Source organism: Brachybacterium sp. EE-P12, assembly GCF_003711805.1.
Classification (GTDB): domain Bacteria; phylum Actinomycetota; class Actinomycetes; order Actinomycetales; family Dermabacteraceae; genus Brachybacterium.
On record NZ_QXCP01000004.1, the window covers coordinates 587,090 to 600,648 of the forward strand.

Here is a 13,559-nt window from a genome sequence, read left to right on the forward strand (position 1 = left end):
CCGTGGTCGCCGCTCCTGCCCCGAGACTAGGGAGCGGGCCTCCCGGAGGCGATGGGCAGGACTCCCCATGTGGAAGAGCACCGGGTGGGGAGGAGCGGTCCAGGTCCCGCCTCGTACACTGAGCGCTGCCCCGCTCGTCCGTCGCCCTCGCAGGAGCCGCAGTGCAGAATCCGCCCCGCTCGGGGTCCTCCCCCCAGGCCATGTCCCCCGAGCTGCGAGAGGTCTACGCGGCGCTGCTGGAGCGGGCGCCGGAGAACCGGATCGAGCCCGATCTGAGCCGGATCCAGCGGGTCATGGGGCTGATGGGCGACCCCCAGAACTCCTATCGGTCGATCCGCATCGCCGGCACCAACGGCAAGACCACCACGGCCCGGATCCTCGAGCGGATCCTGCGCGAGGCCGGGCTGCGCACCGGCCGCACCACGAGCCCTCACCTGCGCTCGCCCGCCGAGCGGATCGCGATCGACGGCGCCCCCATCGACGACGAGGGCTTCGTGCAGGCCTATCGCGACGTGGAGCCCTTCGCGCAGATCGTGGACGCGGAGTCCCAGGCCGCCGGCGGGCCGCGCCTGACCTATTTCGAGTACCTCACCGCCATGGCCTTCCAGGCCTTCGCCTCCGCCCCCGTGGACGTCGCGGTGATCGAGACCGGGATGGGAGGGACCTGGGACGCGACCGGCGCCGCCGATCCCGACGTCGCCGTGGTCACCCCGATCTCCCTGGACCACCAGGAGTACCTCGGCGAGACGATCGCCGAGATCGCGGGGGAGAAGGCCGGGATCCTCACCGCCTCCGCGATCGCGGTCCTGGCCGAGCAGCCGTACCAGGACGCGGCCGACGTGCTGCGCGAGCGGATCGAGGAGCTCGGCGCCGAGGCGGCCGTGGAGGGGACGCAGATCGGCGTCCTCGCCCGCACTCCGGGCGTGGGCGGGCAGATGCTTTCCCTGCAGGGCATCGCCGGCCGCTACGAGGAGGTGTTCCTCTCCCTGCTCGGCGAGCACCAGGCCCGCAACGCGCTGCTGGCCGTCGCCGCCGCCGAGGCTCTGCTGGGCGGCGGCACCAGTCCGCTGGACGGGGAGCTGCTGCAGGCGGCGCTGTCCACCGTCACCTCCCCGGGCCGGGCCGAGGTGGTGCGCCAGGCGCCGACGGTGCTGCTCGACGCCGCGCACAACCCCGCCGGCGCCCTGACCCTCGTCTCGACCGTGCGGGAGAACTTCCGCTTCACCCGCACCATCGGCGTGGTCGGCATCCTCCAGGAGAAGGAGGCCGACGACATCCTCGAGGTGCTCGAGCCGCTGCTGGACGCCGTGGTGATCACCCGCTCCAGCTCGCCGCGCGCGATCCCCGCCGACCGGCTCGCGGACATCGCCCGCGAGATCTTCGAGGACGAGGACCGCGTGCTCGAGCAGGAGAGCCTGCCCGATGCGATCCAGATCGCGGTCGACCTCGCCGAGGCCGAGGGCGATCAGTTCGGCGGCGTGGTCATCGCCGGCTCCGTGACGCTCGCCGCCGAGGTCCGCGACCTGCTCGGCGTCCCCGAGGAGGCGTGAACCCGATGGACCTCGACCTCACCCCCTCCACCCGCGCCCACGGCGCACAGCGGATGATCACCGCGACGGTGCTCGTGTGCGAGGCGCTCGTGGTGTTCTTCGCGGTGCTCGTCGCCCATCAGCTCGCCCCCGGGGATCGTGCCCTGACCTGGACCTGGGGGATCGCCACCGCGGTCGTGCTGCTGCTGAACGGCGGGCTGCTGAGCCGGGGCGCCTGGGCGTACTGGCTCGCCCTCGCCCTCCAGATCCCCGTCATCCTGCTCGGCCTCCAGGTCGGGGCGATGTGGGTGGTCGGCATCGGCTTCGCGGTGATGCTCGCCTACGGCATCGTCAAGGGCAGGCAGCTGGATCGGGAGAAGGACGCCGTGGACGAGGAGATCCTCGCCGGACGTGACGCGGAGGACGGCTGACCTGTGGGTACCCTGGCCCCATGACCGCACAGCGCACCCTCGTCCTGCTCAAGCCCGACGCCGTCCAGCGCAGCCTGCGCGGCGAGATCCTCCGCCGCATCGAGGCGAAGGGATATGACGTCGTCGCCCTCGTCCAGCGCACCGCCACCGCCGAGGAGCTCGCCGCCCACTACGCCGAGCACGAGGGCAAGCCCTTCTACCCCGGCCTCGTCGAGTACATGGGCTCCGCTCCGCTGGTCGCGCTCGTCGTCGAGGGCGTGAACGCCATCGCCGGATTCCGCTCCCTCGCCGGGGCGACCAACCCCACCGAGGCCGCTCCCGGCACCATCCGCGGCGATCTCGCCTGCGAGAGGGACCTCCCCGTCATCCAGAACCTCGTGCACGGCTCCGACTCCGAGGAGTCCGCCGCCCGCGAGATCGGGATCTGGTTCCCCGAGCTCGGCTGAGACGCCGCCCGCGGGCGCGTCATGCGGGAGGCTCCCAGGACGCAGGCCGACGGCAGTGCACAATATGGGCATGCAACTGCCCTTCGTCGTCGTCCTCTTCCTGGCGCTCGCCGTGCTGCTGGCCGTCGGGATCCTGGTCGTCGTCGCGATGCCCCATCTGCGGGCCCCGCGCGAGGAGGACGACGGGCCGGGTGCGGAGCATCCCCGCCACACCTCCCGCACCGGGCGGGGCTGACCCTCGGCGCAGCAGCCCTCCCTCGGCGCCGCGTCGCGCGCGGTGCCCTCCTCGCCTCCCGCGCCCCTGCGTGCTCTCCTCCCGCCCGCGGGGCGGGTGCGCGTCGGCCCTAGACTGACTGCTGTCCTCGCCGCATCGCCGGCTTCCCCGTCCTCGGAGGTGACCCGTGGATCCCGATTCCCTACTCGCCCTCATCGCCGGAGGCGGTGGAGGCATCGTCGTGCTCGGCGTCGGCGCCTGGGCCTTCCTCCGCGGCCGCGGCGGCTCGTCCTCGAAGGGCTCCGGCGAGGAGCGCAAGGGCACCGAGGACAGCTCGGATGCGACCGGCGCGACCGGCGCCGCGACCGCGGTCAAGGAGCGCCCCGCGGCCCCGACCTGGGCCGACACCCTCTCCGCCCCGGCGCCGAAGACCGCCGACCGCCCGGCCCCGGGCGCGGGCACGACCGGAGCCGACGCCGACGCGACCGACGGGACGCGGACCCAGGACGCGCCCGCCGAGGACGTCCCCTTCGACCAGGAGGCGCCCGACGTCCCGGCCGAGGTCGAGCAGCCCCCGGCCGAGGTGCCCGCTGCGGAGACCGCCCCGTCCGACACGGCCCCGGCCGATGCGCCCCCGGCCGACACCGTCCCCGCCGATGCAGCCCCGAGCGACCCCGCCGCCGCTGAGGCGCCGCCCGCCGAGGAAGCCGCCGCCCCGTCGGCCCCCGCCGGCCCCGCCCTCGAGACGCCCGAGGCGCCCGAGAGCCGGATGCTGCGACTGCGCGAGCGGCTGTCACGCTCCGGCGCGCTCGGCCGCGGCATCCTCACCCTCCTGACCCGCTCCACGGTCGACGAGGAGACCTGGGACGAGATCGAGGAGACGCTGCTGATGGCCGACCTCGGCCCCGCGGCGACCGACGAGATGCTCGAGAACCTGAAGCGCCGCATCCAGGTGCTCGGCACCGAGGACACGGCCGCCGTGCGCGAGGTGCTGCGTGAGGAGCTCGTCGCCCTCGTCGACCCGGACCTCGACCGTCGCCTCGCCGCGACCCGCCGCACCGCCCCCGACGGCACCGACGTCCCCTCCGTGCTGCTCATGGTCGGGGTCAACGGCACCGGCAAGACCACCACCGTCGGCAAGCTCGCCCGCGTGCTGGTCGCCGCGGAGCGCTCCGTCGTGCTCGGCGCGGCCGACACCTTCCGCGCCGCCGCCGCCGACCAGCTCGAGACCTGGGGCTCCCGCGTCGGGGTCGACACCGTCCGCTCCGACCGCGACGGCGCCGACCCCGCCGCGGTCGCCTTCGACGCCGTGAAGAAGGGCATCGAGCAGGAGGTCGACGTGGTCATCATCGACACGGCCGGCCGCCTGCAGAACAAGAAGGGCCTGATGGACGAGCTCGGCAAGGTGCGCCGGGTCGCCGAGAAGGGCCTGCACGGCGACGAGGTCGCCGAGGTGCTGCTCGTCATCGACGCCACCACCGGGCAGAACGGCATGCAGCAGGCGAGGGTGTTCTCCGAGGCCGTGAACATCACCGGCATCGTGCTCACCAAGCTCGACGGCACCGCCAAGGGCGGCATCGTCGTCAACGTCCAGCGCGAGCTCGGCGTGCCCGTGAAGATGGTCGGGCTCGGCGAGGGCATGGACGACCTCACCCCCTTCGACCCCTACGGCTTCGTGGACGCCCTCCTCGAGGGCTGATCCCGACATCCCCCCAGCGGAGGCGGCGCACCGGCGACGGTGCGCCGCCTCCGTCGCGCCGGGCCGTCCGCCGCGCGCCCCGCCGTCCCGGCGCACGTCCCGTGTGCCGGACCCCTCGGTCACGGAACGGTCACGGCGGGCCTCCCGCCTAGGCGATCCCCGGTCCCGACCGCACTCTGTGAGCACGGCCGGTCCGGCCGTACGGCAGCTCGGCCCTCGGCCCCGGCTGCCGGCCCCTCCACCCCTGGAGACCGCCATGGAGCCATTCACCCTCGACACAGGGGCGACGGCCTGGATCCTCACCAGCGCCGCGCTCGTGCTGCTGATGACACCCGGCCTGTCCCTCTTCTACGGAGGCATGGTGCGCGCCCGCACCGTGCTGAACATGATGCTGATGTCCTTCAGCGCCATCGCCGTGGTCGCGATCGCCTGGACCGTCGCCGGCTACTCGCTCGCCTTCGGCACCGACGTCGGCGGACTGTTCGGCAGCCCGCTGGAGTTCCTCGGCCTCGCCGGCAGCGACGAGCAGTCGATCCTCGCAGGCAGCGGCGTGCCCTTCCTCGTCGCCGCAGGCTTCCAGATGACCTTCGCCGTCATCTCCACCGCCCTGATCTCCGGCGCGATCGCCGACCGCGTCAAGCTCGGCACCTGGCTGGTCTTCGCCGCCGTGTGGGTGCTGATCGTCTACGCACCCCTGGCGCACATGGTCTGGGGCGGCGGACTGCTCAGCGGGGACGGCCCCTTCGCCGCGATCGCCGAACCGGTCGACTTCGCCGGCGGCACCGTGGTCCACATCAACGCCGGCGTCGCCGGGCTCGTGCTCGCCCTCGTCGTCGGTGCGCGCAAGGGCTTCGGCACCGAGCCGATGAAGCCCCACAACCTGCCGCTGGTCATGCTCGGCGCGGCGCTGCTGTGGTTCGGCTGGTTCGGCTTCAACGGCGGCTCCGCCGGCACGGCCGACGGGACCGCGGGCCTGGCCTGGGTGAACACGACCGTCGCGACCGCTGGTGCCATGCTCGGCTGGGCCCTCGTGGAGCGGATCCGCGACCGGCACGTCACCTCTCTCGGCATGGCCTCCGGCGTCGTCGCGGGCCTGGTCGCGATCACCCCCGCGGCCGCCGCGCTCACCCCGCTCACCTCGATCGTGCTCGGCCTCGCGGCGGGCCTCGCCTGCGCCCTCGCCGTCGGCCTCAAGTACCGCGTCGGCATCGACGACTCCCTCGACGTGGTCGGCGTGCACCTGGTCGGCGGTCTCGTCGGCACCATCGGCATCGGCTTCCTCGCCGTGGACGGAGGTCTGCTCCTCGGCGGCGGCGCGAGCCTGCTGCTGGTCCAGACCCTCGTCGCGATCGTGGCCATGCTGATCTCGGCAGTGCTGACCCTCGCCATCGCCCTGGTGCTGAAGCACACGATGGGCTGGAGGATCCCCGAGGCCGACGAGCGCGCCGGCATCGACATCACCCACCACGCCGAGGCCGGATACGATCTGCTCGGCACCCTGGCCTCCCGCCGGGACCGCTCCTCGACTCCCGGCACGACCGGGGCCGCCGCGTTCCCGCCCGCCGACCCCGGACCCGAGCCCCGCAACCAGGTCGCCGTCGAGCCCGACCTCGCCCCGGCCCCCACCGAGTCCGACGGCACCGCCGAGCAGACCACCCGTCCCGCCGTCGCAGGAGAGCCCCGATGAAGCTGATCACCGCCATCATCCAGCCGCACGCCCTGCAGGACGTCACCGCTTCCCTCCGGGAGTACGGGATCACGGGCCTGACCGTCACCGAGGTCGCCGGCTACGGGCGCCAGGGCGGCCACACCGAGGTCTACCGCGGCGCCGAGTACACGATCGACACCATCCCCAAGATCAAGGTCGAGGTGCTGGCCCAGGAGAACGACGAGGCCGCCATCATCGACCTCGTCCTCGCCGCCTCCCGCACCGGCCGCATCGGCGACGGCAAGATCTGGACCACCGACGTCGGCACCGTCGTGCGCGTGCGCACCGGGGAACGGGGGGCGGATGCCCTCTGAGGAGCTCTCCTCCCGTCGGATCACCCAGGTGCTCCACGAGGGCTTCGCGGACCCCTCCGCCGGCCCCTCCCGCAGGCTCTCCCAGTCCGACCTCGTCGACGACTGGCTGCGCACCCTGTGGGAGCGGGCCGGCGAGGCCGTGTCCGGACGGGGGAGCGGGGCGGCGCTCGCCGCGATCGGCTCCCTGGGACGGCGCTCCCTCGGCCCCGCCAGCGATCTCGACCTCGTGCTGCTCGTGGACCCGGCCCGGGTGAGCACCGAACGGGCCGCCGAGCTCGCTGGGGCGCTGTGGTACCCCATCTGGGACTCCGGGACCTCGCTGGACCACTCGGTGCGCAGCCCCGCGGAGTGCGAGGAGGTCGCCGGCACCGACCTGCGGGCCGCGATCGCTCTCCTGGACCTGCGCTGCGTGGCCGGGGACGGGGACCTCGTCGAGGATGCCGCCGCCCGGGTGCGTGCCAAGTGGCGGCGCGAGGCCCGGCGCCGGGTCGGGGAGGTCGTCGACCTCGCCTCCGACCGCGACCGGCGCTACGGCTCCCTGGCCCATTCCACCGAGCCGAACCTCAAGTCCGACCGCGGCGGGCTGCGCGACGTCACCGTCATCCGCGCGCTCGCCGAGAGCTGGCTCGCCGACCACGACCACGAGGTCGTCGACTCCGCCGCCCGCACCCTCCGCGATGCCCGCGACGCGCTCCAGGCCGTCACCGGCACCTCCGGCACCCGCCTGGGCCGCGCCGACCAGGACGCGGTCGCGGCGCTGACCGGCCACGCCACCGCCGACGACCACCACGCCGTCCTCGCCGACGCGGCCCGGTCCGTCACCTGGGAGCTGCACCGCACGGTCCGCGCCGCCGAGGCCGCGATCGCACCTGGCGGCAGCGCCACCAGGGGACTGGGCGCCGCACGCCGCCCTGCCCTCGAACGGCTCCCGCACGGCGTGATCGTGCAGGCCGGCGAGGTGTCCGTCGACCCGTCCTCCCGGGACCTGCTGCGGGACGTGGCCGCGGTGCGGCACGCCGCGACCACCGGTCTGCCGCTCGCCGAGGCGACCCTCGCCCGCATGGCGCAGACCCCGGCCGCCCCGCTCCTGCCGGCCCAGCGTGATGTGCTCGTCGACGCCCTCGCTGGCGAGCATCTCGCCGACGCCTACGAGGCCCTCGACGTCAAGGGCGTGTTCTCCCGCTGGGTGCCGGGCTGGGCCGAGATCCGCAACCGGCCCCAGCGCTCCGCCGTGCATCGCTTCACCGTGGACCGCCACCAGATCGAGACCGTGCTCGAGGCGCAGCGGTTCCTGCCCCGCGTCAGCCGTCCCGACCTGCTGCTGGTCACCGCCCTGCTGCACGACCTCGGCAAGCGGCCGGGGATGCGGGACCACGCCGCGGAGGGGGCGCCGCTGGCCGAGGCCGCGGCCCGGCACCTGGGCTTCGACAAGGCCGATGCACGCACCATCGGCACCCTCGTGCGCGAGCACCTGACCCTCGTCGGCCTCGCCACCGGCCGCGATCTCGCCGATCCCGCGACCCTGCGGGACCTGCTCACCGCCGTGGACGAGGACGTCGACACCCTCGAGCTGCTGCGGGCGCTGACCGAGGCCGATGCGATCGCCGCCGGCCCCTCGGCCTGGTCGACCTGGCGCGCCGACCTCGTCGACCACCTCACCGGCCTCGGGCGTGACGCGCTGCGCGGCACCGCGTCGATGCCCCGGACTCGCCTGGCACCGCAGCGCTCCGCCCAGGAGGCCGTGCTCGCCGCCGTCCGCCGCAGCGACAGCGCCCAGGTCCTCTACCCCGCTCCGCTGGACGACGAGCCGATCTCCCAGCTCTGCCTCGGCGCACCCGACGGTGCCGGGGTCTTCGCGGCGATGGCACGGGTCCTCGTGCGGCTGCACCTGGACGTGCACAGCGCCGTGGTCAGCACCCAGGACGGCGTCGCGGTGAACACCTGGTGGGTCACCGGCACCCAGGCGGACCTGCCGCACCCCTCCGTGATGCGCACCGCCCTGGATCGGGAGCTCGCCCATCGCGATCGGGCCGATGCGCGCGTGCTCGAGCTGCCGCCCGCCCCGCCGCCGCGCAGCACCGAGGACACGCCCGTGGTCACGCTCCTGCCCGGCGCCTCACGGGAGGCGACCGTGGTGCAGGTCAACGCCCGCAACCGCCCCAGTCTCCTGGCCGACGTCGCCGAGGCGATCACCCTCCACGGCCTGCAGGTGCGCAGCGCCCACGTGATGACCCTGGGGCGCCGTGCGGTCGACGTGCTGTACCTGACAGACCAGCACGGCCGCGCCCTGGACCCGCCGACCGTCGGACGGGTCGTCGCGGCCCTGATGGACGCCGCCTCGACCTGAGCGCACGTCGCGTGGACGCCGCGCCGCGGGATCAGTCCCCGGACAGCTCGGCGCGCAGCAGCGCCGTCCCGGCGGCGAGCGCACGCATCTTGCCCTGCGCGACCGTGCGAGCGAGCGGCGCCATGCCGCAGTTCGTGCTCGGGCAGAGCCTGTCCGCGTCCACGAAGGCGAGCGCCTCCCGGAGCGTGTCGGCGACCTCCTGCGGGGTCTCGATCCTCGAGTCCGCGACGTCGATGGCGCCGAGCATCACCTTCTTCCCCCGGAGCAGCTCGACGAGCTCCATCGGGACCCGGGATCCGCGGCTCTCCAGGGAGACCGTGTCGATGCTCGAGGCCCGCAGCAGCGGGAACGTCTCCTCGTACTGCCGCCACTGCGAGCCGAGGGTCGCCTTCCAGTCGGTGTTGGCCTTGATGCCGTAGCCGTAGCAGATGTGCACGACCGTCTCGGCGCGCAGCCCCTCGGCCGCGCGCTCGAGCACCTCCACGCCCCAGTCCCGCACGTCGTCGAAGAAGACGTTGAAGGCGGGCTCGTCGAACTGGATGATGTCGACGCCCGCCGCCTCCAGCTCCCGCGCCTCCTGGTTGAGGATGCCCGCGAACTCCCGGGCGAGCTGCTCGCGGCTGCCGTAGTGCGCGTCGTACAGGGTGTCGATCATGGTCATCGGGCCCGGGAGGGCCCACTTCAGGGGCCGGTCGGTCTGCGCGCGCAGGGCCACCGCATCGTCGACGAAGACGGAGTGCTCACGCCCGACGGGCCCGCTCACGGTCGGGACGCTCGCGTCGTAGCGGTTCCGGATCCGCACCGTCTCGCGCCGGGAGAAGTCGACGCCGCTGAGGTGCTCGATGAAGGTGGTGACGAAGTGCTGACGGGTCTGTTCCCCGTCGCTGATGATGTCGAGCCCGGCGAGGGCCTGCTCGGCGGCGGCCAGGTGCAGCGCATCGCGCCTGCCCTCGTCCAGCTCCGCGCCCTCGAGCTTCCACGGGGACCAGAGCGTCTCGGGCTCGGCGAGCCAGGAGGGCTTGGGGAGGCTGCCGACGATCGAGGTGGGAAGCAGGGTGCTCATCGGGCGACCTCCTCGGCCAGCCACTGCTCCAGTCGCTCGCCATGGGGCTCGAGGAGCCGCTCCTCGATGAAGCCGCCCTGGGTCACCCCGAGCCGGCTGCGCTCCTCACGGTCGTACACGATCCCGGTGTCCGCGTGGTCGGGATTGTCCAGGCGCGGCCGGTAGATCTCTCCGGCGGGCTCGTGGGCATGGTAGATCTCGGGGCGGTAGATCTTCTGGAACGTCTCCATGGTGGCGATCGTGCCGATGAGCGCCAGGTCGGAGTGGTCGGCGAGCAGATCGCCCTCGAAGTAGAACGCCAGGGGGGCGACGGCACCGCGGGGCATGAAGTACCGCACCTGCAGTCCCATCCGTGCGAAGTAGCGGTCGGTGAGGGAGGAGCCGTCCGTGGCGTACTCGGCCCCGAGCACGGGATGCCCCTCGCCGATCCGGCGATAGGTCCGGCTGGTGGAGACGCTGATGCAGACCACGGGCGGCCGGGCGAAGCGCTCGCGATAGGCGTCCGAGGCGATGAAGCGGCGGAAGAGCTTCCCGTGCAGCACGCCGAAGTCGTCCGGCACGTCGGGGCCGGATCCCGAGGGGCCCGCGACGGCGTCCGCGGCTCTCCGGTGCGCGGGCAGCCGCACGCTGAAGTCGTGGTCGCGCACGTAGGAGGAGAAGTTGTTGCCGGTGATCCCCGGGATGCGCTCGCCGGTGTCGCGATCCAGGATCTGCACGTGGAGCATCTCGATCAGCGGGACTCCCGCGCCGTCGTCCGCGGTCCCCTCGCCGGTGCCCGGGTGCAGATCCGCGGAGACGATGTCGAGCTCCACGTCGTAGCGATCCCCGCCGCCTGCGAGGTCGTTCGTGCGGTCGGTGATCATCGCAAGGGCGCGTCGGAGGTTCTCGCGGCGGTGGTCCCCGCGGGCCAGGTTGGCGAAGTTCGTGGTGATCCGTGATCCGCTCGCCGGGACGTAGTCCTCGTCGAAGCGGGTCGTGCGGATGCTGAAGGTGAAGTCGGTCGTCATGGTGCCCTCGATCGTCATGGTGGAGCGAGCGTACGCATGACGACCTCTCATAGCCCCATCAAGACACTTGGGTGCTCGGCATAGCTGGTTCCTATGTCAGCAGTTCGACGCCGAAGCCCGTCACCACATCGCGCATCTCCGCGACGAAGCGTTCCGCCTGACCGGTGAGCGATGCGGACTCGTGTCCGATCCAGCCGATCTCGATGTGCTCGTCGACGTCGAGCGGCACTGCGACGATCGACGGATCCAGGTCATCGGAGACGATGCCGGTGGAGATCGTGTAGCCGTCCAGACCGATCATCAGGTTGAAGATCGTGGCCCGATCGCTGACCCGGATGTCCTGTGCTGAGGACCGGGTCGAGAGGATCTCCTCGGCGAAGTAGAAGGAGTTGTCGGTCCCCTGGTCGAACGTGAGCCGGGGCAGGTGCTCGAGGTCCTGGAGGGAGACGCGCCGACGCGAGGCGAGCGGGTTCGTCCGGGCGACGAAGATGTGCGGGCTCGCCAGGAACAGCGGGGTGAAGGCGAGCTCGGAGTCCCGCAGCAGCTTGTCGATGACCTTCCGGTTGAAGTCGCTGCGGTAGAGGACGCCGATCTCGCTGCGCAGCGTCCGCACGTCCTCGATGATGTCCGCGGTGCGGGTCTCGCGCAGCGTGAACGCGTACTCCGCGGCCTGCGAGGCCTTCACCATGCGCACGAACGCCTCCACCACGAAGGAGTAGTGCTGGGCGGAGACGGCCAGCAGGCGGCGCGACGGCGGGCGTCCGAGATAGCGCTGCTCGAGCAGCTCGGCCTGCTCGACCACCTGGCGCGCATAGCCGAGGAACTCGATGCCGTCCTCGGTGAGGGCCGCTCCGCGCACGGAGCGACGCAGGAGGACGCGCCCCACCCGACGCTCGAGGTCCTTCATCGCCGCGGACATCGTCGGCTGGGACACGTAGAGCAGATCCGCGGCCGCGGTGATGGAGCCCTCCGCGGCGACCTCGACGAAGTACCGCAGCTGCTGCAATGTGATCCCGTGCGCCGTCCCGACGCCACCGCGTGCCATCGGTGCAGGCTATCCCACCGAGCGCGGGATCGGGGATCGGGTGCGCGCGGCCCGGCCCCTACACTGGGGAGGTCCGCACGACCTAGGGGAAGCTCTTCGTGTTCAACAACCTGTCCGATCGCATCACCGCCAGCCTCAAGGGCCTGCGCGGCCACGGCCGTCTCAGCGAGGCGGACGTCGACAAGACGATCCGCGAGATCCGCCGAGCGCTGCTGGACGCCGACGTCGCGGTGTCCGTGGTGCGCACCTTCACCGCCGCGGTGCGCGAGCGCGCCCTCGGCGAGGAGGTCTCCAAGGCGCTCAACCCCGCCCAGCAGGTCGTCAAGATCGTCAACGACGAGCTGGTGCAGGTCCTCGGCGGCGAGGCCCGCGAGCTGAACTGGTCCAAGAACCCGCCCACCGTGATCATGCTCGCCGGCCTCCAGGGCGCCGGCAAGACGACCCTCGCCGGCAAGCTCGCGCAGTGGATGAAGGCCGAGGGGCACACCCCGCTGCTGATCGCCGCGGACCTCCAGCGCCCCAACGCCGTGAACCAGCTGCAGATCGTGGGAGAGCGCGCCGGAGTACCCGTCTTCGCCCCCGAGCCCGGCAACGGCGTGGGCGACCCGGTGCTCGTGGCGATGAACGGCGTCTCCACCGCCCAGTTCCAGCAGCACGACGTGGTCATCGTCGACACCGCCGGCCGTCTCGGCATCGACGAGGAGATGATGCAGCAGGCGCGGGACATCCGCGACGCCGTGCACCCGCACGAGACCCTGTTCGTGGTCGACGCGATGATCGGCCAGGACGCGGCGCGGGTCGCCGAGGCGTTCCGCGACGGCGTCGGCTTCACCGGCGTGGTGCTCTCCAAGCTCGACGGCGACGCCCGCGGCGGCGCGGCGCTGTCCATCACCGGCGTCACCGAGCGCCCCATCCTCTTCGCCTCCACCGGCGAGAGCCTCGACGACTTCGAGCGCTTCCACCCGGACCGCATGGCGAACCGGATCCTCGACATGGGCGACGTGCTCACCCTCATCGAGCAGGCGGAGAAGGCCTTCGACCAGAAGGAGGCCGAGAAGGCGGCGCAGAAGCTCGCCTCCGGCGAGGACTTCACGCTCGACGACTTCCTGAGCCAGATGCAGCAGCTCAAGAACATGGGCAGCATCAAGAAGATGCTCGGCATGCTGCCGAACATGGGGCAGTACCGCGAGGCGCTCGACAACTTCGACGAGTCCGAGATCGGCCGCATCGAGGCGATCATCCGCTCGATGACGCCCGAGGAGCGCAACAACCCCAAGATCATCAACGGCTCGCGCCGCAACCGCATCGCCCGCGGTTCGGGCACGACGGTCCAGCAGATCAACCAGCTGCTCGAGCGCTTCAAGCAGGCTCAGCAGATGATGCGCACGATGGGCCGCGGCATGGCCGGCGGCGGGGGCATGCCGGGGATGCCCGGCGGTCCCGGCATGGGCATGGGCAAGAAGTCCCGCGGCCGGCAGGCCCCGCAGCGCCCCCAGGGCAAGAAGTCCAAGTCGAAGAACCCCGCCAAGGCCGCGCGCGAGCAGGCCGAGGCCGCCAAGCGCGCCGCGGAGAGCGGCAAGGGAACAGGCGGCTCGGCGTTCGGCGGCGGCGCCCAGCAGGGCGGTCAGCCGGACCTGTCCGACTTCGATCCGAGCCAGCTCCCGCCGGAGATGCAGAAGCTCCTCGGCGGGAAGTGATCGCGGCGGGGTCTCCTCGTCCTGCGCGGGCCCGGCTCGGTCATCTCGATAGGCTCGCG

12 protein-coding genes are annotated in these 13,559 nt (G+C 72.6%); 9 read left to right on the forward strand and 3 right to left on the reverse strand.

Going from position 1 to position 13,559, the window contains the following annotated elements:
• Window positions 1–200 precede the first annotated feature (200 nt).
• The 8 genes from D1648_RS05780 (at window position 201) to D1648_RS05810 (ending at window position 8,688) form a co-directional block, all read left to right on the forward strand.
• Complete coding sequence (locus D1648_RS05780) at window positions 201–1,550, forward strand: folylpolyglutamate synthase/dihydrofolate synthase family protein (protein ID WP_164518629.1); 1,350 nt, start codon at window positions 201–203, stop codon at window positions 1,548–1,550.
• A gap of 5 nt (window positions 1,551–1,555) precedes the next feature.
• On the forward strand, window positions 1,556–1,960 hold the full coding sequence (locus D1648_RS05785) for a DUF4233 domain-containing protein (RefSeq protein WP_122939837.1): 405 nt from the start codon (window positions 1,556–1,558) through the stop codon (window positions 1,958–1,960).
• Between the two features lie 20 nt (window positions 1,961–1,980).
• Entirely contained in the window at window positions 1,981–2,406 is a 426-nt protein-coding gene (ndk, locus tag D1648_RS05790; protein ID WP_122939838.1) for a nucleoside-diphosphate kinase, read from the forward strand.
• A gap of 70 nt (window positions 2,407–2,476) precedes the next feature.
• Window positions 2,477–2,641 carry a hypothetical protein gene (locus D1648_RS17860; RefSeq protein ID WP_164518595.1) on the forward strand — a complete coding sequence of 55 codons (165 nt, stop codon included), beginning with the start codon at window positions 2,477–2,479 and terminating at the stop codon, window positions 2,639–2,641.
• A 166-nt stretch (window positions 2,642–2,807) separates the two neighbouring features.
• Window positions 2,808–4,319 (forward strand): signal recognition particle-docking protein FtsY, encoded by a 1,512-nt coding sequence (gene ftsY, locus D1648_RS05795; protein WP_241155368.1) that lies wholly within the window; start codon window positions 2,808–2,810, stop codon window positions 4,317–4,319.
• Window positions 4,320–4,575: 256 nt separating this feature from the next.
• A complete protein-coding gene (locus D1648_RS05800; RefSeq protein ID WP_122939839.1) occupies window positions 4,576–6,006 on the forward strand; it encodes an ammonium transporter in 1,431 nt (476 codons plus the stop codon).
• Window positions 6,003–6,341, forward strand: coding sequence for a P-II family nitrogen regulator (locus D1648_RS05805; RefSeq protein ID WP_122939840.1), 339 nt, complete (start codon window positions 6,003–6,005; stop codon window positions 6,339–6,341). Before D1648_RS05800 ends, D1648_RS05805 begins: the two co-directional genes overlap by 4 nt.
• Window positions 6,331–8,688, forward strand: a complete 2,358-nt coding sequence (locus D1648_RS05810) for an HD domain-containing protein (protein WP_122939841.1) — start codon at window positions 6,331–6,333, stop codon at window positions 8,686–8,688. Before D1648_RS05805 ends, D1648_RS05810 begins: the two co-directional genes overlap by 11 nt.
• 31 nt (window positions 8,689–8,719) lie before the next feature.
• On the opposite strand, the gene D1648_RS05815 is transcribed toward D1648_RS05810, so the two are convergent.
• From D1648_RS05815 to D1648_RS05825, 3 genes are all read right to left on the reverse strand, one after another.
• Window positions 8,720–9,751 (reverse strand): methionine synthase, encoded by a 1,032-nt coding sequence (locus D1648_RS05815; protein WP_122939842.1) that lies wholly within the window; start codon window positions 9,749–9,751, stop codon window positions 8,720–8,722.
• Entirely contained in the window at window positions 9,748–10,758 is a 1,011-nt protein-coding gene (locus D1648_RS05820) for a putative oxygenase MesX (RefSeq protein ID WP_122940280.1), read from the reverse strand. The genes D1648_RS05815 and D1648_RS05820 overlap by 4 nt, the downstream gene beginning before the upstream one ends.
• Before the next feature lie 91 nt (window positions 10,759–10,849).
• A complete protein-coding gene (locus tag D1648_RS05825; protein ID WP_122939843.1) occupies window positions 10,850–11,803 on the reverse strand; it encodes a LysR family transcriptional regulator in 954 nt (317 codons plus the stop codon).
• Between the two features lie 98 nt (window positions 11,804–11,901).
• Here D1648_RS05825 and ffh point away from each other — a divergent pair, with 98 nt between their 5' ends.
• On the forward strand, window positions 11,902–13,500 hold the full coding sequence (gene ffh / locus D1648_RS05830; RefSeq protein ID WP_122939844.1) for a signal recognition particle protein: 1,599 nt from the start codon (window positions 11,902–11,904) through the stop codon (window positions 13,498–13,500).
• Window positions 13,501–13,559: the final 59 nt, after the last annotated feature.

Coding starts and splice junctions, on each gene's coding strand:
- D1648_RS05780 (WP_164518629.1), top strand. CDS start 201: ATGTCCCCCGAGCTGCGAGAGGTCTACGCGGCGCTGCTGGAGCGGGCG.
- D1648_RS05815 (WP_122939842.1), bottom strand. CDS start 9,751: ATGAGCACCCTGCTTCCCACCTCGATCGTCGGCAGCCTCCCCAAGCCC.
- D1648_RS17860 (WP_164518595.1), top strand. CDS start 2,477: ATGCAACTGCCCTTCGTCGTCGTCCTCTTCCTGGCGCTCGCCGTGCTG.
- D1648_RS05810 (WP_122939841.1), top strand. CDS start 6,331: ATGCCCTCTGAGGAGCTCTCCTCCCGTCGGATCACCCAGGTGCTCCAC.
- D1648_RS05820 (WP_122940280.1), bottom strand. CDS start 10,758: ATGACGACCGACTTCACCTTCAGCATCCGCACGACCCGCTTCGACGAG.
- D1648_RS05800 (WP_122939839.1), top strand. CDS start 4,576: ATGGAGCCATTCACCCTCGACACAGGGGCGACGGCCTGGATCCTCACC.
- D1648_RS05825 (WP_122939843.1), bottom strand. CDS start 11,803: ATGGCACGCGGTGGCGTCGGGACGGCGCACGGGATCACATTGCAGCAG.
- D1648_RS05805 (WP_122939840.1), top strand. CDS start 6,003: ATGAAGCTGATCACCGCCATCATCCAGCCGCACGCCCTGCAGGACGTC.
- D1648_RS05785 (WP_122939837.1), top strand. CDS start 1,556: ATGGACCTCGACCTCACCCCCTCCACCCGCGCCCACGGCGCACAGCGG.
- ndk (WP_122939838.1), top strand. CDS start 1,981: ATGACCGCACAGCGCACCCTCGTCCTGCTCAAGCCCGACGCCGTCCAG.